This is a genomic window from Bacillus sp. MUM 116 (genome assembly GCF_001866655.1).
Classification (GTDB): domain Bacteria; phylum Bacillota; class Bacilli; order Bacillales; family Cytobacillaceae; genus Neobacillus.
Genome location: NZ_MLYR01000077.1, coordinates 12962 through 35206, shown reverse-complemented (window position 1 = coordinate 35206; position 22245 = coordinate 12962). Strand labels below are relative to the sequence as shown.

At 37.4% G+C, this 22245-nt stretch carries 17 protein-coding genes; 10 read left to right on the top strand and 7 right to left on the bottom strand.

What is annotated here, in order from left to right:
* Nucleotides 1-291: 291 nt before the first annotated feature.
* From BIV60_RS18150 to BIV60_RS18135, 4 genes are all read left to right on the top strand, one after another.
* Entirely contained in the window at nucleotides 292-807 is a 516-nt protein-coding gene (locus BIV60_RS18150) for a DUF3189 family protein (RefSeq protein ID WP_071357117.1), read from the top strand.
* 46 nt (nucleotides 808-853) lie between these two features.
* Nucleotides 854-1891 (top strand): HEAT repeat domain-containing protein, encoded by a 1038-nt coding sequence (locus tag BIV60_RS18145; RefSeq protein ID WP_071357116.1) that lies wholly within the window; start codon nucleotides 854-856, stop codon nucleotides 1889-1891.
* Between the two features lie 63 nt (nucleotides 1892-1954).
* The gene (locus tag BIV60_RS18140; RefSeq protein ID WP_071357119.1) at nucleotides 1955-3307 is read left to right on the top strand and encodes a glycosyltransferase family 2 protein; all 1353 of its coding nucleotides are present in this window, start codon (nucleotides 1955-1957) and stop codon (nucleotides 3305-3307) included.
* Nucleotides 3304-6543 (top strand): hypothetical protein, encoded by a 3240-nt coding sequence (locus BIV60_RS18135; RefSeq protein WP_071357115.1) that lies wholly within the window; start codon nucleotides 3304-3306, stop codon nucleotides 6541-6543. Before BIV60_RS18140 ends, BIV60_RS18135 begins: the two co-directional genes overlap by 4 nt.
* Nucleotides 6544-6577: 34 nt before the next feature.
* On the opposite strand, the gene BIV60_RS18130 is transcribed toward BIV60_RS18135, so the two are convergent.
* The 5 genes from BIV60_RS18130 to BIV60_RS18110 form a co-directional block, all read right to left on the bottom strand.
* The gene (locus BIV60_RS18130) at nucleotides 6578-9607 is read right to left on the bottom strand and encodes an efflux RND transporter permease subunit (RefSeq protein ID WP_071357114.1); all 3030 of its coding nucleotides are present in this window, start codon (nucleotides 9605-9607) and stop codon (nucleotides 6578-6580) included.
* A gap of 254 nt (nucleotides 9608-9861) precedes the next feature.
* Nucleotides 9862-11352, bottom strand: a complete 1491-nt coding sequence (locus BIV60_RS18125; protein ID WP_071357113.1) for a peptide MFS transporter — start codon at nucleotides 11350-11352, stop codon at nucleotides 9862-9864.
* Between the two features lie 316 nt (nucleotides 11353-11668).
* Nucleotides 11669-12244 (bottom strand): YitT family protein, encoded by a 576-nt coding sequence (locus tag BIV60_RS18120; protein ID WP_071357112.1) that lies wholly within the window; start codon nucleotides 12242-12244, stop codon nucleotides 11669-11671.
* A 211-nt stretch (nucleotides 12245-12455) separates the two neighbouring features.
* Nucleotides 12456-13457: an inorganic phosphate transporter gene (locus BIV60_RS18115; RefSeq protein WP_071357111.1), complete on the bottom strand. Its 1002-nt coding sequence runs from the start codon at nucleotides 13455-13457 to the stop codon at nucleotides 12456-12458.
* An 11-nt stretch (nucleotides 13458-13468) separates the two neighbouring features.
* Nucleotides 13469-14086: a DUF47 domain-containing protein gene (locus BIV60_RS18110; RefSeq protein WP_071357110.1), complete on the bottom strand. Its 618-nt coding sequence runs from the start codon at nucleotides 14084-14086 to the stop codon at nucleotides 13469-13471.
* 343 nt (nucleotides 14087-14429) lie between these two features.
* Here BIV60_RS18110 and BIV60_RS18105 point away from each other — a divergent pair, with 343 nt between their 5' ends.
* On the top strand, nucleotides 14430-15131 hold the full coding sequence (locus BIV60_RS18105; protein WP_071357109.1) for a pirin family protein: 702 nt from the start codon (nucleotides 14430-14432) through the stop codon (nucleotides 15129-15131).
* A gap of 167 nt (nucleotides 15132-15298) precedes the next feature.
* Nucleotides 15299-15556 (top strand): GlsB/YeaQ/YmgE family stress response membrane protein, encoded by a 258-nt coding sequence (locus tag BIV60_RS18100; protein ID WP_071357108.1) that lies wholly within the window; start codon nucleotides 15299-15301, stop codon nucleotides 15554-15556.
* 200 nt (nucleotides 15557-15756) lie between these two features.
* Here the strand turns inward: BIV60_RS18100 and BIV60_RS18095 are convergent, their stop codons facing one another.
* The gene (locus BIV60_RS18095) at nucleotides 15757-16680 is read right to left on the bottom strand and encodes an RluA family pseudouridine synthase (protein ID WP_071357107.1); all 924 of its coding nucleotides are present in this window, start codon (nucleotides 16678-16680) and stop codon (nucleotides 15757-15759) included.
* Between the two features lie 122 nt (nucleotides 16681-16802).
* Between BIV60_RS18095 and BIV60_RS18090 the strand changes: the two genes are divergently transcribed.
* Both BIV60_RS18090 and BIV60_RS18085 read left to right on the top strand, forming a co-directional pair.
* Complete coding sequence (locus BIV60_RS18090) at nucleotides 16803-17201, top strand: YhcU family protein (protein ID WP_071357106.1); 399 nt, start codon at nucleotides 16803-16805, stop codon at nucleotides 17199-17201.
* A 185-nt stretch (nucleotides 17202-17386) separates the two neighbouring features.
* Nucleotides 17387-19126, top strand: a complete 1740-nt coding sequence (locus BIV60_RS18085; RefSeq protein ID WP_071357105.1) for a phospho-sugar mutase — start codon at nucleotides 17387-17389, stop codon at nucleotides 19124-19126.
* 168 nt (nucleotides 19127-19294) lie between these two features.
* Here the strand turns inward: BIV60_RS18085 and BIV60_RS18080 are convergent, their stop codons facing one another.
* Nucleotides 19295-19549 carry a YhdB family protein gene (locus BIV60_RS18080; protein ID WP_071357104.1) on the bottom strand — a complete coding sequence of 85 codons (255 nt, stop codon included), beginning with the start codon at nucleotides 19547-19549 and terminating at the stop codon, nucleotides 19295-19297.
* A 219-nt stretch (nucleotides 19550-19768) separates the two neighbouring features.
* Here BIV60_RS18080 and BIV60_RS18075 point away from each other — a divergent pair, with 219 nt between their 5' ends.
* Both BIV60_RS18075 and BIV60_RS18070 read left to right on the top strand, forming a co-directional pair.
* Complete coding sequence (locus BIV60_RS18075; protein WP_256218460.1) at nucleotides 19769-20671, top strand: M14 family zinc carboxypeptidase; 903 nt, start codon at nucleotides 19769-19771, stop codon at nucleotides 20669-20671.
* A 90-nt stretch (nucleotides 20672-20761) separates the two neighbouring features.
* Nucleotides 20762-22177, top strand: coding sequence for a SpoVR family protein (locus BIV60_RS18070; RefSeq protein ID WP_071357102.1), 1416 nt, complete (start codon nucleotides 20762-20764; stop codon nucleotides 22175-22177).
* The last annotated feature ends 68 nt before the right edge of the window (nucleotides 22178-22245 follow it).

The window sequence follows — 22245 nt, the reverse complement described above, 5'->3', positions numbered from 1 at the left end:
TTTATTAAAGGCTATTTTCGCATAGATTGTTGTTTTTCGTATAAGTTCATCTACCCGTATAACAAAATGATTCGTGGCATCTTTTCGTAAGAACATTTGCGAAAATTGCCTAGAAACTTAGTAAATGAACTCTTATTAAGGTCCAAAAGCAACAAAGTTTACGAAAAGAGCCTTATTAAAATATGAGAGGTATCTCTGTATCCCAGAGAGCCTCTTTTTTTTTTTATTGAAAATATTCAAACGTAAAAATGTCCATAATATACAAATACAACAAGAAAAAGGATGATTGCCATGATTTATATTTATAATGATTATGGTGGCACACATACAACTTCAATGGCGGCGGCCTATCATTTAAAACAATTACCACAATCCGAACGAAAATTAACTAAAGAAGAAATTTTAAATGTCCAATATTTTAACAAATTAACCCATGCCGATTTTGGAAAAATCATTTTTCACGGAATCGATGAAGAGGGAAATTCTGTCTATTCAATAGGAAGAAAAAGAAATAAACTGGTAGTTCCAGCATTAAAGGAATTAACCTTATTAATGCAATCTAAGTTTGCGATCGATGAAAAAATCATCTTCTCCAATACGTCCCCAACGGTTCCATTTGTGATGACAATGGGCGGTTTTTTTTCAAGAGGACTAAAGATTGACTCCATAGGCGTCCCTCTTTTAGTGAAAGGTGCAATGAAATGCTGCGATAATATATTTCGACTTGTGGAGAATACGAAGGAAATTGGCAGAACCTCGTTTGCTGAAAAAGTGATCATATTGGAAAATGAAATGTTTAAATCATAACTGGAAAATGCCTGAATGTTTAAGCTGCTGCTAAGGATGAATGAAAATGCTGTATACTGAGCTCTTTTATCTGGGGATTACTACCCTGACCTTTATTGGTTTATTGGTTATTTTACTGACCTACCTTATTATTCGCAAATCATTTCATATAAAAAAAAGACAAACCATTGAAGCCTACAAGAAAAAATATCATACCATTATTTATAAATTACTGACAAATGGTGGATATGCAAGGGTGTTACACCCGCAAAACAACGCCCAGCTCAAAGCAATTGAGGAGATGCTTAGCAGGTATGCAAGTGTTCTAGAGGGAGAACAAGAGAAAAAAAACTTATCTGAAATAGCCAGCTTCTATTTGAAAGATTATTATCAAAAACGGCTCGATAGTAAAAGATGGAGCCGCCGAATGAATGCATTGTATCATATTGAGGATTTCCATATGATCTCTCTCTTAGAGAGTATTGATAAGATGGCAAAAAAAAGAAGACTCTCATATGAGGAAACGGTTCATGTTTTAAGAATTCTTGCTCCTTTCCAAGCCGATAAAATGTACGAGTTGTTAACAACAGACTTTTCGACTTTATCGGAGTATGAATATCGAAGTATACTAATCCGCTTGGAACAAAAACAATTTGACCAATTTGTTCTAGGTTATCATAAGCTGCAAGCCGCATTGAAACTGGCGCTTCTTGATGTCCTCTCGATAAAAAAAGATGTAAGCTACCAATTTTTTATTGAAAAAGTCTTTTTAAACTATTCAGGGGAAATCAAACTAAGAGCACTAAAGGCATTGGCAGGTATCGGATATGTAAAGAATATCGATTTATACATGTGCTTAATGTATTCGGATAAATGGCAGGAGAGAATGTTAGCCGCAAAGCTGATTGGTACATTAAAGGAGGAAAAAGGTATTCCTAGATTGAAGGAGCTTTTACATGATCAATCATGGTGGGTTCGGCATCAAGCAGGACAGTCAATTTCCCAATTTTCGAATGGAAAAGAGATATTAACAACGATTTTAGAAACAACCAAGGATCCGTTTGCAAAAGATATGGCTTGGGAGTGGATACATAAAGGAGTCTAAAGATTGCCAACTATTCAGTGGGAAGATATTGTAATAAGTTTTGGGTGGTTTATTGCTGGATACATGATAATTGTAATCGGGTTTTATTCGATTATACTAATCATCTCGATGTTACAGCTGCAAAAAGAATATCAGCTTGACAGGGATAAAGCGTATGAGGATTATATGGATGAATTTTATTCGAAACCGGTATCCATTATTGTTCCTGCATTTAATGAGGAGGCTGGGATTATCCATAGCGTTCGTTCCCTGTTAAGTGTAACTTATCCAACCTTTGAAGTCATTGTCGTAAATGATGGCTCAACAGATACGACACTGCAAAAAATGATTCAGCATTATGAGATGAAGGAAATAAAGAGAGTAGTCCGAAAACAGGTACAAACGAAGCCAATCCGAAAAATCTACCAATCAGCCATCCTTCCTAACCTTTTTCTAATTGATAAAGTCAATGGGGGGAAAGCTGATGCACTGAACGTCGGCCTGAATTTTTCCCATTATCCCTACTTTTGCTCGATCGATGGAGACTCGGTCCTTGAGCCGGATGCATTTTTAAAAGTAATGAAGCCGATTATCAATTCGAATGAAGAGGTGGTTGCCTCTGGTGGCAGTGTCCGCATTGCCAACGGATGTAAAATCCAAAATGGGCATATTTTAAAAATCAGCTTATCGAATAAACCTTTAGTGGTCATGCAAATTATTGAATATTTGCGAGCATTTTTGATGGGGCGGATTGGACTGAGCAGACATAATCTTCTTCTTATCATATCCGGGGCATTTGGCGTTTTTTCTAAGCGCTGGGTTATTGAAGCGGGGGGATATAAAACGGATACCGTTGGGGAAGATATGGAATTAGTGGTCCGGGTTCATCGATTGTTAAAGGAAAGAGGATTAAAGAAAAAAATTGTCTATGTTCCTGACCCTGTATGCTGGACAGAGGTTCCTGAAACGATTTCGATTTTGCGCAGGCAGAGACGCCGCTGGCATCGTGGTCTTTTTGAAAGCCTTTGGACACATCGGAAACTAACCTTTAATCCAAAGTACGGAATGATAGGGATGATTTCAATCCCTTATTTTTGGATTGTGGAGTTTTTTGGCCCGATTATTGAATTGTTAGGCTATATATTCATGATACTATGTTTATTTTTCGGTGGAATTTATATTGAATTTGCCATCCTATTATTTCTCCTTTCTTGTTTGTATGGTTCCATCTTTTCGATGGCCGCAGTCCTCTTGGAGGAATGGAGTTTAACCAAGTATCCAAAGGTCTTCGATATTATTAAGCTTTTTTTCTATTCATTAACTGAAACTCTCTGGTACCGCCCGATGACCGTTTTCTTTCGCTGCGAAGGAGTTTGGCAAATACTTATAGGTGATCAAAGCTGGGGAGAGATGAAGAGAAAAGGTGTTTCCGAATGAAGAAGCAGGTCCATTTATTTATCTATGTTATTGTATTTTTGTTAATCATTACAAGCCCTTATTGGCTTTGGTTTATCCAGCCCGCCAAAAAGCTAAATGTTTTAATCATGGATAAAACCGTACCCAACCCGTCCTACCGGGAGCATAAGGGGTTGGTTTGGATTCTTAACAATGAAAAATATGTAAAGAATAACGGAAAACCTTATTCGGCAAGCACGGATTATAAGGGCTATGAACCCGAGAAAGGAAGCCGTTATAGAATTATTCCTTTCCCTAAGGACTTATCCCGCTATGATGTTTTTTATTTAACGGATCAGTACGGGGTTTATCAGCAGGATTTTAACCGCCAAAACCAATATGGGGAAAAATCCGAGAAAATTTATGGGGGATTAACCTCACATGATGTCAATCAAATCGAAAAGTCTCTGATCACGACAAAAGGAAAAACGTTAATAGCCGAATTTAATACATTTGCCAGTCCTACATCCGATACGGCCCGGGCAAAAATATCAAATTTATTAAATCTGGATTGGTCCGGCTGGATTGGCAGGTATTTTGCCGATCTAAACAGCACTGAAGTTCCCCAATGGGTGAAAAAACAGTATGCGGAAAAAAATAAGAAGTGGATGTTTTCCGGACAAGGCTTTGTTTTTGTAAATAAAAATAATTATATTGTTGTCCTTGACCAAAAGGAATTAACGGATAATGGATTACTTTTTCAAGTAACAGCGGAAGGAAAAAGTAAATTTAAAGAAGATCTTTCCGGCAAGTATCAGTATTGGTTTGATATGATCCAGCCGAGAAATGAAAAAGAAGTTCTGGCCACCTATCAACTTCCGGTTACGAATAAGGCAAAGCAAAAATTGCAAGGGTATGGCATACCAACACATTTTCCTGCGGTGATTTCACATCAGAATGTGCAATATACTTCCTATTATTTTGCCGGCGATTATGCAGATGAAGCGGATGTGCCGGGAATCTATCAGACTAAAGGCTTTGATGTATGGAAACAGCATTTTGGGACGGAAGATTCATTTTACTGGGAAACCTATGTGCCCATGCTGAAAAAAATATTAAAGAATGGCCTAAATCATCCAATGAAGCAAGAATTGGTTGAATCAAATGTTGCGGATGGAATGAAGACAAACAGCAGAACAGGGGATTCCTATATTCAAATTAAGAGGAATGGAAAATGGATGAACTTCCTCATTAAGGGTGTGAACATGGGAATTGGAAAGCCGGGCCATTTTCCGGGGGAGACAGCGATTACAAAGGAGGAGTATTTGCGCTGGTTTAAAGAAATTGGTGCAATGAATGCCAATGCCATCCGCATTTATACACTCCATCCGCCGGCATTTTATGAGGCTTTTTATGAATATAATCAAATGGCGAAAACGCCTTTATTCCTATTTCATGGAACATGGGTTAATGAGGAAAACCTTATTCGCACCCAAGATGGTTTTGCAAAAGAAAATATGGATGATGCCAAAACAGAGATAAAGAATATGATTGATATCATTCATGGTCGGGCTAAGCTGGCTGCACATCCTGGACATGCATCTGGGACGTATTCCTATGACATTTCAAAATATGTATTGGGAATAATTGTCGGAACAGAATGGGATCCCGCTATGGTGGCAAACACCAATTCAAAGCATTCTAATTTAAACCAATTCACGGGAAAATATTTTAAAACGAATGGGGCATCGCCGTTTGAAAATTGGCTGGCAGGGCTAATGGAATATGCCGCTAATTATGAAGTAGACACCTATCACTGGCAACACTCCATCAGCTTTACGAATTGGGTAACCACTGATTTGCTAAAGCATCCGGCAGAGCCATTAAAAAATGAGGATATGGTTTCGGTTAATCCGAATCATATTAAGAAAACGGAAAAATTCCATGCGGGGCTGTTTGCCTCCTACCATATCTATCCGTATTATCCTGATTTTCTAAACTATGAGAAAAAATATCTTAACTATATGGATAAAAGCGGGAGAAAGAATAATTATGCCGGCTATTTACATGATCTCATGAAAGCGCATCACATGCCCGTTCTTGTAGCCGAATTCGGTGTTCCTTCCTCTAGAGGGTTAACTCATAAAAATCCCTATGGAATGAATCAAGGTTTTCATTCAGAACAGGAGCAAGGAAATATCGATCGGCACTTATTTCAATCGATTGTTGATGAAGGTTATGCTGGTGGGCTTGTCTTTTCCTGGCAGGATGAGTGGTTTAAACGAACATGGAATACAATGGATTTTGATGACCCGGATAGGAGGCCTTATTGGGATAACCAGCAAACAAACGAACAGCACTTTGGCTTATTATCGTTTGAACCGGGAAATCAGGAAACGGCTATCACGGTTGACGGCGGGCAAAAAGATTGGGACATGGCAGGCGTTCAGAGTGCTTATAAATCAAATAATGCCAAACTTCCCGTAAAAGAAGTACGTTTCACCTCTGATAGTGGATATTTATACTATATCCTATCATTCAATAAACCGGTTGATTTTAACAGTCAAAATACGTATTTACTTTTTGATACGATTGACCATCAAGGTCAAACAAAATTAATGCTAGGGGCGAAAAAAGTAAATTTAGATTATGGTGTTGACTTTCTCATGAAGTTAGCCGGACCGGAATATTCAAAAATGATGGTTGATAGTTATTATGATACCTTTTATTATCTGTATGCCAACCAATTAAAGATGATTAAACAAGTTCCGTATGCGCGTCAAAAGGATAATGGGGTATTCCATCCGATTCGCCTTGCTCTTAACAAAGGGCAGATGATTCCATCTACAAAGGAAAGGATTCCTTTTCAAGGATATGAAACAGGAGTGTTAAAGTTCGGTGATGCCAATCCATTAAGCAAGGATTTTAATTCTTTAACGGATGTCAGCATCAATAAAAATCAAAAGGTAGTGGAAGGAAGAATCCCCTGGCAGCTTCTGAATATCAAGGACCCAAGCCTAAAAGCAGCGATGGGGGATATTTGGAAAAATGGATTAACTGGAAGCGTAAAGTTAAAAGGGATTAGGATAGCTATTGTGATGAAGGAAAATGACAGGGTTGCTCAAACCTTTCCGGAAACAGTGAATGGCCGCCTCCTGAAGGGGGATACAATATTATATACTTGGAATGATTGGGAACAGCCGCCCTACTATGAGCGAATCAAAAAATCATATGATATTATGAGGGACACCTTCCGATCAACTGAAATTCCAAAATAAATAAGAAAGGCTGGCGATGCCAGCCTTTCTTATTTTAAATCGAAACATTGCCGGATTGTTCTTTTATGATCCGTTGTTTTTTCGCTTTTCTAAAGTGGAATAATTCGTAAATCACCGGAATCACCACAAGCGTTAAAAGCGTCGCAACGGCAAGACCGCCAATGACAACAATCGCCAGACTTTGTGAAACGAGATTTCCAGTTTCCTCCTTTTTGAATAAAAGCGGCAGCATTGCAGAAATGGTTGCAACTGCAGTCATTAGAATTGGTCTCATCCTAATGGAAGCTGCTTCGACAATCGCATCGCGGATGATCATCTTTTGTTCATTTTGTTTGATGCGGTCTAGCAGGACAATCGCATTGGTAACAACAATTCCAATCAGCATTAAGGCACCAAGCATTGAGGTAATGTCTACAGTAATTCTGCTAATCAATAAAGCAAGCACAGCCCCAACAGCCGCGAGCGGCAAGGAGAATAAAATCGAAATCGGAGCACGAAGCGTTTTAAAGGTAATCACCATGATTAGAAAGACGATTCCAATGGAAACTCCCATCGTTATGAATAAATCACTAAAATCATCTGCCTGTTGTGCACTTGCTCCACCTATAAAGACTTCGATACCTGAAGGAAGCTTTAATCCTTTATGGCCTTTTTGATCCCCGTTAATGATTTTGGAAATATCTGCAGATACTTCTGACAGTTTCTTTGGATTCACAGTGGCGGTAACTTGAATATATGGAGCGCCGTCCTTGTGAAATTGGTTTGTTGGTTTCTCCTCTTTCACTAATTTTGCCACAGACGAAACAGGAGATAGTCCAGATGCACTCATAACAGGAATATCTTTTAAATCTTCAGGCGATTTTGGATCGAGAATGGGATTTAGATATACTGCCGTATTTTGCCCATTTAAATCAATGGAACCAATCGGTGTTCGATTGAGCATAACGGAAAGCTGCTGAGCGACTTGAGCGGCATTTCCTTTTTCAGGATTCACCTCAAGTGAAAAAACCGTTTTTTTCGCATCTTCATTGGTGGCTAATTTTTCAATTCCATCGATATCTTTCATTTTGTCTTTAATTAAATTTGAAACGGACTCAAGCTGCGGAAGTTCATCTCCCACCACATCAATGGTAATTTGCGGATTTCCACCGCCCATTAAGGAGGATGCCGCTACAGTAAGGGTTGCTTTTGGATATTGATCTTTTTGCGCTTCTATTTTTTTGATTAATTGATCCGTATTATCTTTATCCTTTAAAACGATATTAATATTTGCCTTGGTCGGCGAGTCAATTGCCCCAAATTTTGCGGCATCCTCATTGTTTCCGAGCATCGTAAATTCATCTTTGACTTCTTTTTGGGCAAGAATAAATTTTTCAAGCTTTAACGTTCCATTTTTCACTTCACCGATTGGTGTATCATTAGGATAATTGAGGGTCGTCTGGACAAAATCGGCTGAAGAGTTGTCTACAGCACCTTTTGGCATAACGAAATAGACACCGATTGACCCAACAAATATCAAAAAGGATAGGGTAAGGATAATCCATTTATGGTTGAGTGACCATGTGACCAATCCAATAAACTTCTTGGAAGGTTTATGTTCATGAAGCTTCGCATTTTTTAAAAGCCCGGCACTCATTAAAGGGACAACCGTTAGAGCGACAATTAATGAAGCGAGTAATGAGTACGTAATCGTTAAAGCGAATGGCATTAAAAAGTCCTGTAAGCCCCCATTGACCAAACCAATTGGCAAAAATACTGCAACCGTCGTTAACGTAGAAGCCGTAATCGCTGATGAGACCTCTTTTGCTGCATCCATGACTAATTGGATGGAGAATTTTTCGTTTTGCATTTTCCTGAAGATATTTTCAATAACAACTATACTATCATCCACTAAACGTCCCACTGCCACGGCAACGCCGCCCAAGGTTAAAATATTTAAAGTAACACCGGAACGGGATAACAAGAATAAGGTAAAGGCTAATGACAATGGAATGGAGACGATTGTAATAAACGTTGACCGGATATTTCTCAGGAAAAGCATAATTACAATCGTTGCAAATAAGGCACCTAGCAGAACTTCCTTCATCATCGATGTAACTGATGTTTTCACCATATCCGCTGTCGCAACAATCACGGAAGTTTCCAAATGGTCGTATTTTTTATTCAATTTTTTGGTAGCATCTCTTAAATCTTTACTTATTGTTACTGCATTCGAATGACTATCCTTTGTTACAATCAGCAATAGGCCGTCTGCCCCGTTGATTCGGGTGATGGTATCTTGTGGTTTTGTTACTTCAATGGATGCAATATCTTTTAGATGAACACCAGGAGCAACGGATAAGTTTTCTAATGATGATAAACGGTTGATGTTACCAATCACTTTAATATTACTTGCTTTACCTTCAATCGTTTTTTCTCCAATCGCAATAGCGCTATTTTGACCTTGAAGAACATTCATGACGGATTGAATCGGTATTTTTTTCTCGGATAATAATGAGTTATTTACTTTTACGGAAATATAGGAGCTAGCCATTCCGTAAGTTTGAATCGAAGCAACTCCTTTAATATCTTTAAAAACTGGAACAATTTTTTTATCAGCAAAATTTAGATTGTCCGGGGTTAATCCTTCTTTAAAGGTAACAGCTACGTCTGCAATGGGAATCATGGAGGTATTTAATTGAACGACAGTGGGTTTTGAAACATTTTCAGGCAGGTGAACGTTTGTCAGTACCTCCTGCACCTCTTGTTTTGCTTCTTTCATATCCGTTTTTGAATCATAATTAATATCTACTTTCGAATAACCATCACCTGTTGTGGAAAAAATGTTCTTTTTCCCTTTTACACCTGAAATCGACTCTTCAATCGGATTTGTAACCTGATTCTCCATTGTTTTAGAATCAGTTCCCTGTCCCATCACAATAATCGAAATTTGCGGGTTGTCTGCAGAAGGTAAAAATTCCATCGGCAGGGTGAAATAACTTACCACTCCCATGACTAAGATTAGGCATGACATAATCCAAACGGCGGCTTTATTCCGAAAAGACCATTTTGTAAACCAAGACATATTTTATTTTCTCTCCCTTATGGTTATTTTTCCCTATGTAACCATAAGAATATTATCATAATAAATTGGAAAATTAAACTATTTATTTAATAATTTTCTAGGTGATTTTCGTTAAGTTTATGTTCGCCGCTCAAAAAAGCATGCCAAGATGTAGAGGGGGAGGCTAAAAAAATCATACATACATAGTAATAGATAGTTTTCCTGGGGAAAAGCTGTTATTAAAAAAAGGGGCCTAAGCCCCTTTTTCAATAATATTAACGAATGCCTTTCATGAAGCTCTGAATCTTTGGTGATAGGACAAAAAGCAAAATACCTAGTACGATTGAAGCTCCACCGATTACACCGAAATATGTCATTTCAGTTTCTGGTGTATAGAATTTCACAATTTGCGCATTAATTGCTTGTGCTGCAGCACTTGCTAAGAACCATAAACTCATCGTTTGTGCCGAGAAGGCAGCAGGTGCTAATTTTGTTGTCGCTGATAATCCAACAGGTGATATGAGTAGTTCACCAAATACGCAAATTAAGTAACTTAAAACAAGCCATAAAGGGTTAACTAATGAATTTGAACCGCCAAGGTAAGCTGGCAGAAGAATGACAAGGAATGATACACCAGCAAACAATAAAGATAGCGAGAATTTTTGAGGAATTGTCGGTTGACGTTTTCCTAATTTTAACCAAACCGCAGCAAATATAGGTGCAAAAATAATAATAAATAATGGGTTTAAGGATTGGAACCATGCTGGAGAGATATGAATTCCTGCAAAGTTTAACTGTGTGCGTGTATCTGCATAGCTTGCAAGGATAGTTGAGCCTTGCTCTTGAATTGACCAGAACATTACAGCTGCAATAAACAACGGAATATAAGCAATGATTCGTGAACGTTCTACCGTTGTTGTTTTAGGGCTGCGGTACATGACAATGAAATACATGGTTGGAATCAAAATACCAAGTATAGTAACTAGATTGATAAAGCTCTCAAATGTTAATTTTCCCATTGAAATTAATACAACACATAAAACAGCAATAATAACAATACCTAATCCAATAATTGTGAAAGTTTTTTTCTTTTCAGCAGGTGTCAATGGATTTTTTACGATTGTACCAGCGAGGCCAAGATTCTTTTTCTTAGTAAGCATAAATACTACTAATCCTAAGAACATACCAACTGCAGCAATACCAAAACCTAGATGGAAGCTGTAATCCATAACGGATCCAACGATTAACGGTGATATAAATGCCCCTGCGTTAATCCCCATATAGAAAATCGTAAAACCTGCATCACGGCGATTGTCTTCTTCGCTATACATTTCTCCAACAACAGTTGAAGCATTTGGCTTCAAAAGTCCTGTACCAAGTACAATCAATACCATAGACACAAAGAACATAGATACACTTCCAGGTATCGCAAGAACAATATGCCCGAACATAATTAAAATACCACCGTAAAAAACGGCTTTTGATGTACCGAAAATTCGGTCAGCTAGCCAGCCGCCAATGATTCCAGACATGTAAACTAATGATCCATAGATGGACATAATGGATAGAGCGAGAGTTTTATCCATGCCCAATCCGCCTTTGGAAACTTCGTAGTACATATAGAAAACAAGAATTGCTCTCATTCCATAATACGAGAAGCGCTCCCAAAACTCAGTAAAGAACAGTGTAAAAAGTCCTTTAGGATGTCCAAAAAAGCCCTTTTGAGGGACACTGTCCACAATTTTCTGTCTATTCAAATCTGACATCTTACTACCTCCCTTAATTACTATTTTATAATACTTTTTATGTTGAGAATCGTCAAAAACTTTTTTTGGAAATAATGATGTAAAGCGGTTACAAATGTTGATAAATCAACAATCAGGAGATAATTCATCGAGAAAAGAAAGTTTTTTTAAAATAATAATTTTATTCTGATTAATGGAAATTTCACTCAAATTTAATTAAAGTTTTAAAAAAGAAGTGTGGAATCTAGTACTTACAAACAAAAAAAAGCGCACAGAAAAGCCCTTGTTAAAAAAACTTCCAAGGGCTTTTTCTATTAAGGGTTATAAAAACTTTTTGCTAATGTATTTGGGTTCTGTTTTTTACGGTTACAGTGGTCATAAGTCCGACAAATATAATGGTTAATAGCGAATAAAAGAAATTTTCGAGTCCAACCACTTGGATTCCGCTTGTAATCACAAGCCCATCAATTAAGAAAATAATGATTCCGATATTGATTGAAGTAAATTTTGTTAATAGCTGGGCAAGCAGATCTGTACCTCCTGTGCTTGTTTCATAACGAAGCATCAGACCAATCCCAATACCGACAAGAATGCCGCCGATAATGGTACTTGGTAAAATCCCAATACTAATTTTCCCGTTCAAAAACGAAAACAAATCAATACAAAAGGAAGAAATAATGAGTCCATGCAAGCTGTAAAAAAAATAACGGCGCTCAAAAAACCATGCTAAAATATAGAGAGGCAGGCTTAAAATAATGATACATAAACCTGTCGGCCACCCATAAAAATAATGGATAATCAATCCTATCCCAATTATTCCTCCATCAAGAAGATGGTAAGGAACTAAAAATCCGTTTATTCCAAGACTTAATAACAGACTGCCAATAAGCATGGCTAATATTTTTTGCTTCATTAATATACTTCACCTCAAACTTGTCCCTTTTATAAAAAAATATGAGAATGAAGCTAAATTAGAAGTGAAAATAAACTTTCTTCTGTTATGCATTGAAGCTTTCCGGAAAGTGCTATTAAGATTAACCCTAAAACGATTGCGAATAAAAATATCAATAAAAGATAAGGTCCAAAAAAGACCAGAGATGTATTAAATCTCTGGCCCGGAATCATTAAAATATAAGATTTAGAAGGAAAAACAAAACGGCTGCTAACATAGCTGAGATTGGCAATGTAATGACCCAAGTAATGAGCATACGCTGCGCCGTACCCCATTTAACTCCTTTAATACGGTGCGCAGAACCAACACCCAAAATTCCCGATGAAATAACATGTGTTGTACTTACAGGCAAATGAATATAGGTAGCACCAAAGATAATGGCAGCACCGGTTAAGTCAGCAGCAACCCCGTTAATCGGACGGATTTTCATAATTTTTCCGCCAACCGTTTTAATAATTTTCCAACCGCCAATGGATGTCCCAAGTCCCATTGCTATCGCACAGGAAACTTGAACCCATAGGGGGACTTCCGCGTTATGCGGAAGATAATTATTGGCGATAAGAGCCATGGTGATAATCCCCATCGATTTTTGTGCATCATTTGTTCCGTGGGAATAGGATTGTAAGGCAGCTGTCCCAATTTGAATATAACGAAAGCCTCGATTGGTTTTTGTTAAATTGAAATTTTTAAATACGACTTTAAAAATGCTGTAAACAATATAACCGACAATGAAAGCTAAAATTGGAGAAAAAATCAGTGCCTCAAGTATTTTTAAAAATCCGGAATAGTTTAATGAAGCAAATCCCTCTGCTGCAATGGCTGCTCCTGCAATCGAACCAATAATGGCATGGGAGGAACTACTTGGGATTCCGAAATACCATGTGATTAAATTCCAGGTAATTGCTGAGAGAATGGCAGCCAGAATAACAACGGACCCATTATGAAGGGTGAATGGATCGACGATATCTTTTGAAATGGACTTTGCCACTCCGGTAAATGTCATTGCTCCAATAAAATTCATTACGGCTGCTAAAAGAATGGCATGCCTTGGTTTTAATGCTTTCGTCGATACAGATGTTGCAATCGCATTTGCTGTATCGTGGAATCCATTTATGAAGTCAAATGCCAAGGCGCCAATAACAATTAACATAGTCAAGATAAAAATTAAACTCATATTAATGCTCCTTACGCATTTTTCATTATGATAGTTTCAAGTGTATTGGCAACTTCCTGACAGCTGTCGGCAATATCCTCAAGTGTTTCATAAATTTCTTTGTATTGAATGATACGAATTGGATCTTTTTCAACTGCAAATAAATTTTTAATCGATTGACGTAAAATATTATCACATTTCGATTCGAAATCTTTAATTTTAATGGCATGTTCTCTTATTTGAGGAAGTTTTTTATTGGAAAGCAGTCCAACTGCTTTATCAATTTCGTGGACACTTCCTTGAATGGCTTCAACAAATTTAAGCATAAAGTCATCCGCTTGTGTAATAGAGTACATTTCGAATAATGCCGCACAACCTTCCAGTCCGTCCAGAACATCATCCATGCTCATGGCAAGGTGGAGAATGTCTTCCCGCTCAATTGGAGTAATAAAGGCGTCGTTTAATTCCTTAATGATTTCGTGAACGAATGTATCGCCCTTTGATTCATATTCTTTCATTTTTTCGGAAAAAATCTTTAAATCACTAATCGTTTTCAATTTATATTCTGTAAAGAAATTAACGCTTTCTTTTGAGTTAGCAGAAATATTATTTAACAAAACCGAAAACTTATCATTTTTTTTGAATGCCATCGTTTATTTACCCCCATAAATAAAGTCCAAAGTTTGAAGTGCCGTCCAATATTTTATATGAAAAATGTCGAAAAATGAATTAATTTCAACACAACTTTACAAAAACTTAACATTTGAATTTTCTGATAAATTATCCGTGTTGGTAAAACTCGATAGATACCTAATACTTTTTCCAAAGACAAGATTTTTATGTACGATTTAAGAGAGAAGGGAAAGTGTTGACGAATGATCCCGACAGGATTATAATTATCTTGAATTAAAGATAATTAGTTTTGAGATTTTTGTAAACTTATATGGAAATAATAAAAAAATCATATATTCAGTTTAATAAGGAGTGTATAGAATGTTTGATATTTACAAGGCAGAAGAGAGATACATCGCAGATCATGGCTGGCTTAAAAGTAACTTTAGTTTTTCTTTTGCTGAATATTATGACCCGGCGAATATGCAATTTGGTCCAATGCGCGTGCTAAATGATGATATCGTTCAGCCGTTAAGAGGGTTTGGGGCCCATCCACACCGTGAAATGGAAATTGTCTCAATCGTTTTAAAAGGACAATTAAAGCACGAGGACAGTACAGGGAAAAGCGCAGTCACCACATATGGCGGTATTCAAAGAATGTCTGCAGGAACAGGAGTAATTCATTCGGAGGTAAATCCTTCTGCTAATGAGGCTGTGAACTTTTTACAATTATGGTTCATGCCGGAGGAATACGGGCTTACTCCTTCATATGAAAGAACCGAGTTTGACCCTGCAAAAATGGAAAATGCTCTTTTACCGGTGGTTTCAAAAATTAATGGTGAAAATGTTGCTTATATCCATCAAGATCTTACTATCTATTTATCCGATTTGGAGGCGGAAAAAGAGCTTACCTTTTATCAGGAAGCAGGGCGCCGAATCTTTTTCTTTATGATTGAAGGGAAAGTAACCCTTAATCAGCAATACAAATTGGAAAAACGTGATTCTGCTCGTATAACCGAAAAACAAGAATTACAAATTAAAGCGTCAAGAAATGCAAGATTTATGTTAATTGATTTACCTTAAACCATATATTGTTGACTCTTGAAAATAAGAACCGGATTTTAAATTCGGTTCTTCATTTTTTGATTAGAAGTATAGAATTTGGGTACTTTATACATACAGGCAATTCAGTACATGGATTGAATGCTTGTATCAAATGAAATAATGAATACTAAAAAGGAGTGTTCGCAGTGAGCTTCATTTGGTCATTAATTGTAGGTGGTATTATTGGTTGGATAGCAGGACTTGTTGCTGGAAGAAACATTCCAGGAGGGGTTATTGGTAATATAATTGCTGGATTTGTCGGGGCGTGGCTTGGATCATTAATTCTTGGGAATTGGGGTCCTACTGTTGCAAACTTTGCCATTATCCCGGCGATTATCGGTGCAGTTGTTTTAGTCTTCCTGCTAAGTCTAATTATGAGGGCATTCCGAAAAACAGACCGTTAAAACAAAGAGCCTCCAATTTCGGAGGCTTTTTGTTTAAAGTAAAGAAAGTATAAAATTTTCGTCTTTGAGAATTGTCCAGCGCAAGCGTCCTGCCCCTCTAGGTCATAAGCCAATCCGTCAAGAAGGTTAAAGTGCAACCTTCTCGCCGGCTTGTCTTATGCTGTGCCTGAGGCTGAACAAGGCGCTTGCGCTTTTCTTATTTAAATATGGTTAAGGTCTATATCCTTAAAAATAGCTGGTTTATCTGTAAAGGGGGCATGACAAATAATTTTTTCTTCTGTAAAAGGGTGAATAAATTCAAGTTTCGCGGCATGAAGGGCTTGACGCTTAACGAGCGGTTTACCTCCATATAATATATCCCCAACCAGTGGATGACCGAGATGACTGAAATGGACACGAATTTGATGCGTTCTACCTGTATCTAGCCAGCATTTGATAAACGAAAGCTGTTGCTTAGGAACTTCCTTGATCACTTGATAATGGGTTATCGCTTTTTGTCCGGTGGGTGATACCCTCCTTCTGGTTGCATGGTGGCGGTCGCGTCCGATTGGTTCATTAATAGTTCCTTTCTTTTGTCTAAACAACCCGTGGACAATGGCAATATAGGTTCTTTTAATTTCCCTACTTTCTAACATTCGATCCAATATAGCTCCGGCCAATGGATGCTTGGCAAAAAGAACCGCACCAGAAGTATCTTTATCAAGTCGATGAATTTGCCGAATATTTCGCATTTCCCCTTTAGACTGCAAATAAAAGGAAGCAGCATTTACAAGCGTATTGGTATCCTTTAAGAGGTCATTTGGATGAGTGTTCAAATACGGCGGTTTATTTAACATAAGAACATGATCGTCCTCATATAAAATGGAAATCTCCATATAATGGGGAGGAATGTTGATTTCTTCCTCTTCAAATAATTTTACTTGTAATTTATAGCCGGTTTCTAATGGTTTATTCCAAGGAAACTTTTGACCATTAACTAAAACCTTCTGTTCCATGCGAAATTGATGGGTTAGTTTTTTGGGAGAATTCCATTTCTTTTGAAAGAGCTCTTCAATCGATATTCCATCCCAAATTTCCGGAATTGTTAATTCGAACCAATTACCTTTTTTGTTTGTTTTTAACATTTTATTCTCCTTAAAAAACAGGTTATGCATGGTTTTAATTACCACCGTTTTAACCCAAGAAATTATGTTATTCTAATGTTAAATATACATTAGAAAATAGCAATAGCAAAGGTGGGTTACAAGTGAAAATTGTTTTTGCCTCAACACCAAGTCAAGAGGAAGAAATTTGTGGACTTGTGAGGTATATTTATTCAACTGTTTTTCCACTCTATTTTTCGGATGATGAAATTCGTACATTTGAAAAGCTAAAGGTTTTGCACACCTCAAGTGAACAGCTTGAAGATTTTAGCACTTTAAAAGATGCATTCCAAGTCATGGCCAGCATCCAGACGATTATTTCCATCCTTGAATCTCCCACGCTTGATGATCATTATTCATCACTTTTTAATAAGAATGTTACAAATTTACAAGAATTTGGCCTATTCTTCCCATTTGAATATGATCAATTTGTGGAAGCAAAAAGTATGAAAAACAGTATATTTAGTATCTATACAAAAGCAGCAAATGAATTAATCATTTAAGCACCTGGATTCCGGGTGCTTTATTTTTATAATCCTTGTGCTTAAAACAAAGTAATTTTAAAATAGTAATGGTAAAAAATAGTTCATGGTGCGAAAAATGTCGTAATAAATCCGGCGATTTTAAAAGGAGTAACGGTCTCAAACTTCGAAAGAATATAAAGTAGAAAGAATCAGGAGGAGATAAAATGGACTGGAAAGAAAATGCAACAAGATGGATCAACTTTGATGGATTAGATGAAGAGTTAAAAAGTCAATTATTCGAACTGAAAAATGATGAGAAACAGCTGGAGGAAGCTTTTTATAAAAATTTAGAGTTTGGTACCGGCGGAATGAGAGGGGAAATTGGTGTTGGTACAAACCGGATGAACCTTTATACGGTGAGAAAAGCTTCTGCTGGATTAGCTGCATACATAGAAGAAAATGGTATTGAAGCAAAAAAACGAGGAGTCGTCATTGCTTATGATTCCCGGCATAAATCTCCCGAGTTCGCCATGGAAGCTGCCAAAACATTAGCGACTAAAGGGATTCAAACGTATGTATTTGATGAATTAAGACCAACACCTGAACTATCCTTTGCCTTAAGGTATTTAAATGCCTTTTCCGGAATCGTAGTAACGGCAAGCCATAACCCACCGGAATATAACGGCTACAAGGTGTACGGACATGATGGCGGTCAGCTACCACCTGAAAGCGCTGATCAAGTGATTGCCAGAGTAAATGAAATTGAAAATGAGCTTTTAATTGAGGTGGATTCGGAAGAGGGCCTTCGGAATGCGGGTTTAATCAAAATTATTGGGGCGGAAATTGATAACGCTTATTTAGAAAAATTGAAAACCATTTCGGAAAATCCAACTCTCGCAAATGAGACCGATATTAAAATTGTTTTTACACCATTACATGGTACTGCCAATAAACCTGTTCGGAATGCACTTTCTGCTTTTGGCTATAAAAATGTAACGGTAGTAAAAGAGCAAGAACAACCGGATTCTGAATTTTCAACGGTAAAAAGCCCGAATCCTGAGGAACATGCAGCGTTTGAATTAGCCATTCGAGAAGGTAAAAGGATTGGTGCGGACATTTTAATTGCAACCGACCCGGATGCGGATCGCTTAGGAATTGCTGTCCAAAATTATGAGGGAGAATATATAGTCCTTACAGGAAACCAGACGGGTGCATTGCTATTGGATTATTTGCTTTCGCAGAAAAAGGAAAAAGGCACAGTTCCGCAAAACGGAGTGGTGTTAAAAACGATTGTTACCTCTGAAATTGGCAGAAAGATTGCTGAATCCTATCAATTAGAAACCGTTGATGTGTTAACGGGATTCAAATTTATTGCGGAAAAAATCAATGAGTATGAAAAAACGGGTGAGCATACCTTTTTATTTGGGTATGAAGAAAGCTATGGGTATTTGATTGGCGATTTTGCCCGTGATAAAGATGCTGTTCAAGCAGCCCTTTTGGCAACAGAGGTTTGTGCATATTATAAAAAACAAGGATTAACCCTTTATGAAGGGATGATGCGGGTATTTGAAAAGTACGGTTATTATCAAGAAGGCCTGCGCTCTTTAACATTAAAAGGGAAAGACGGAGCAGAAATGATTCAGCGAATTTTGGCATCCTTCCGTTCAGTTCCATTAAATGTACTTGGATCTTTGAATACGTCCACTTCAGAGGATTATTTAACTGGAATTCGGTTAACTAATAGTGGTGAGGAAAGAATTGAACTGCCAAAATCCAATGTTTTAAAATATACGTTTGAGGATGGCTCATGGGTTTGTCTAAGACCGTCCGGAACGGAACCAAAAGTGAAGTTCTATTTTGGCGTAAATAGCCCAAGCCTCGAAGAGAGTAAACGCAAGCTTGCAACCATTGAAAAAGATTTTATGGGGCTTGTCGATGAAAAAATAAATTTGGTATCGAGATAAAGTGACAATGTTCATCAAACATGAGTCCTGAAGGTGATCCTTCCGAAATAGAGTAATTAAGAAATAATTTAAAAACGACCCTTATAGAGGGCCGTTTTTTTTTGGTGGTGGAATTCTTTAGTCCGGTTGTAAATATTTTCTCACACAATTTTGTATTCACTTGCTTTTTCAGGAAAGACTATACATCGGAATCTCATTTGGATCAGAATCCGTTACTTCGTTTGCATGGTCGATGTACCGAAGTAAGGCATATAATTTTTTTTCTAACACAGAGTAATCATGTTCAAAATGGTAGGCATGCAGGAATTGTTCTATTTTCTTTGATAAAAATTGGTCTTTAGTTCGTACCATCAAAATTAATAAATTATCCCATTCGGACCGGTGTGTATAATACAATGCTCGGTCATAATCCACTTTATTCATTTACTTTTCTCCTCCTTGTTAGGAGTTGAGTTTATTTTATGATTTTTCGGCGTAAACTTTCGCAGAAAATGTTGGACACCCTTATTTAACGCGATTTATAACTTTTACCTGTATAAATTCATTTACAAAGTGGTAAGGGGGGACACTATGCTCAGGTTCATCCTATGCTTAATGGTTTTATTTACATTTTACCCTGAAAATACTTTTGGGGAATGCCTAGTGGAGGTTGAAAAGCCTTATTCGTACGCAATATTGAAACAAGACCTTTCAAAAATTCAGAGAAAGTATAATCAAGTGGTTGGGATTCAATCGATTGGAACAACCTATTTTGGAAAAAATATTTGGGCAGTTAAGCTTGGAAAGGGTAAGAAAAATATTGCCCTCATTGGCAGCCATCATGGGCGGGAATGGTTGACGAGTACGCTGCTGATGAAAATGCTCGAAACCTATGCTGAAGCATATAATAAAGAAAAAAAGAACACTGAAATTTTAAATGAAGTTTCGATTTGGTTTATTCCAATGTTGAATCCTGATGGTGTCATGATTCAACAAAATGACTTCACGGGAATACCCCCCAAACAACTAGAGCAATTAGTAGAAATGAATGAGGGGTTACGTATTTTTAAAAGGTGGAAAGCAAATGGAATTGGTATTGATTTGAATCGCCAATACCCAGCTGACTGGGATTTGCTAAATGAGGAACCGCGGATCCCTTTTTATAAATTTTATAAAGGAAAGGCTTCATTAGAAGCAAATGAAGTAATTGCTTTAACCCGTTTTATTCATCAGATTCAGCCAAGTGCTGCGATTGCCTATCACACCGCAGGACGGGAAATTTTTTGGAAATATAAAAATGGTAAAAACTCCATGAGGGACCTTAAAATTGCCAAAAAAATATCAAAAATAACGGGATATAAATTAGGTAAACCGGATAATGAGGCCGTGGGTGGTGGTTTTACCGATTGGTTTATTACCACATACCATCGTCCTGCACTAACAATTGAAATCAGCTATCTTGTGGGGGATACTAATCCGCCATTATCCGTATTTAAAAAGGAATGGGAACGAAATAAAAATGTTGGCTTAATGCTTGCATTCGAAGCAAAAAAAATAAACGAATAAATAGCCTGCTGTCTATGTTTTTTCTATCATGTTTCATCATTCCCGCCTTTTCTTCATACATTGTGGTAAGAGGAAAAGGGGGAATGGCTCATGAACGGGGAAAATCGCAATGCACTGGAATATGCCATTAGCGAGATTACTGAAATTGCAAGTGGTTTTGGCCTTGATTTTTATCCGATGCGTTACGAAATTTGTCCAGCGGAAATTATTTATACATTTGGTGCCTATGGAATGCCAACCCGATTTTCACATTGGAGCTTTGGCAAACAATTTCACAAGATGAAGCTTCACTATGATTTAGGATTAAGTAAAATATATGAGCTTGTCATTAATTCAAACCCATGTTATGCCTTCTTATTGGACTCCAACACATTAATTCAAAATAAACTGATCGTTGCACACGTACTCGCCCATTGTGATTTCTTTAAGAATAATGTTCGTTTTCAAAATACGAAGCGCGATATGGTGGAAAGTATGGCCGCAACCGCCGAAAGAATTCGGAAATATGAAATCCAATATGGGAAAAGAGAAGTAGAGACGTTTTTAGATGCTGTGTTAGCGATTGACGAACATATAGATCCATCGTTAATGAGACCGAAATTGGCATGGTCAATGGATGATGCAGAAGAGGAAGAGAGCGGGGAACATCGAAGCAATTCACCATATGATGATTTATGGGCTTTAGATGAAAAAGAGAAAAAAGAAGAAAAGAAACATGTTAAAAAGAAATTTCCGCCAAAACCTGAAAAAGACCTGCTGTTATTTATTGAAACATACAGCAGGGAATTGGAGGATTGGCAGCGCGATATTTTAACGATGATGCGCGAAGAGATGTTATATTTCTGGCCGCAGCTGGAAACGAAAATTATGAACGAAGGCTGGGCATCTTATTGGCACCAGCGGATTTTAAGAGAAATGGACTTAACGAGTGACGAAGCGATTGAATTTGCCAAATTAAATGCCGGCGTCGTACAACCGTCAAAAACAGGCATTAACCCATACTATCTTGGCATCAAGATTTTTGAGGATATTGAGGAACGCTATAATAATCCAACCGAGGAAATGAAACTCCGTGGTGTCCAGCCAGATTCCGGACGGGAAAAAATGTTTGAAGTCCGTGAGGTGGAATCGGATATATCCTTCTTGCGTAATTACTTGAATAAGGATCTGGTTATGCGTGAGGATATGTATCTTTTCCAGAAACAAGGAAGGGATTATAAAATTGTCGACAAACAGTGGGAACAAGTTCGCGACCAGCTTGTCAACATGAGGGTTAATGGCGGGTTCCCATACATTACCGTAAATGATGGCGACTATTTGAAAAATGGGGAACTTTATTTGAGGCATTGGTATGAGGGTGTGGAGCTGGATGTAAAATACCTTGAAAAAGTATTGCCGTATATCCACCAGCTATGGGGCAGACCCGTTCATATGGAAACGACTGTTGAAGAAAGAAAAATGTTATTTACTTATGACGGAAAAGGGGTTCATCGAAAGTATATTTAGTAATAGTAAAATTAGCAAAACCAAGGTATCGTATATCAATGCCTTGGTTTTTTATGTTGCTAATGATT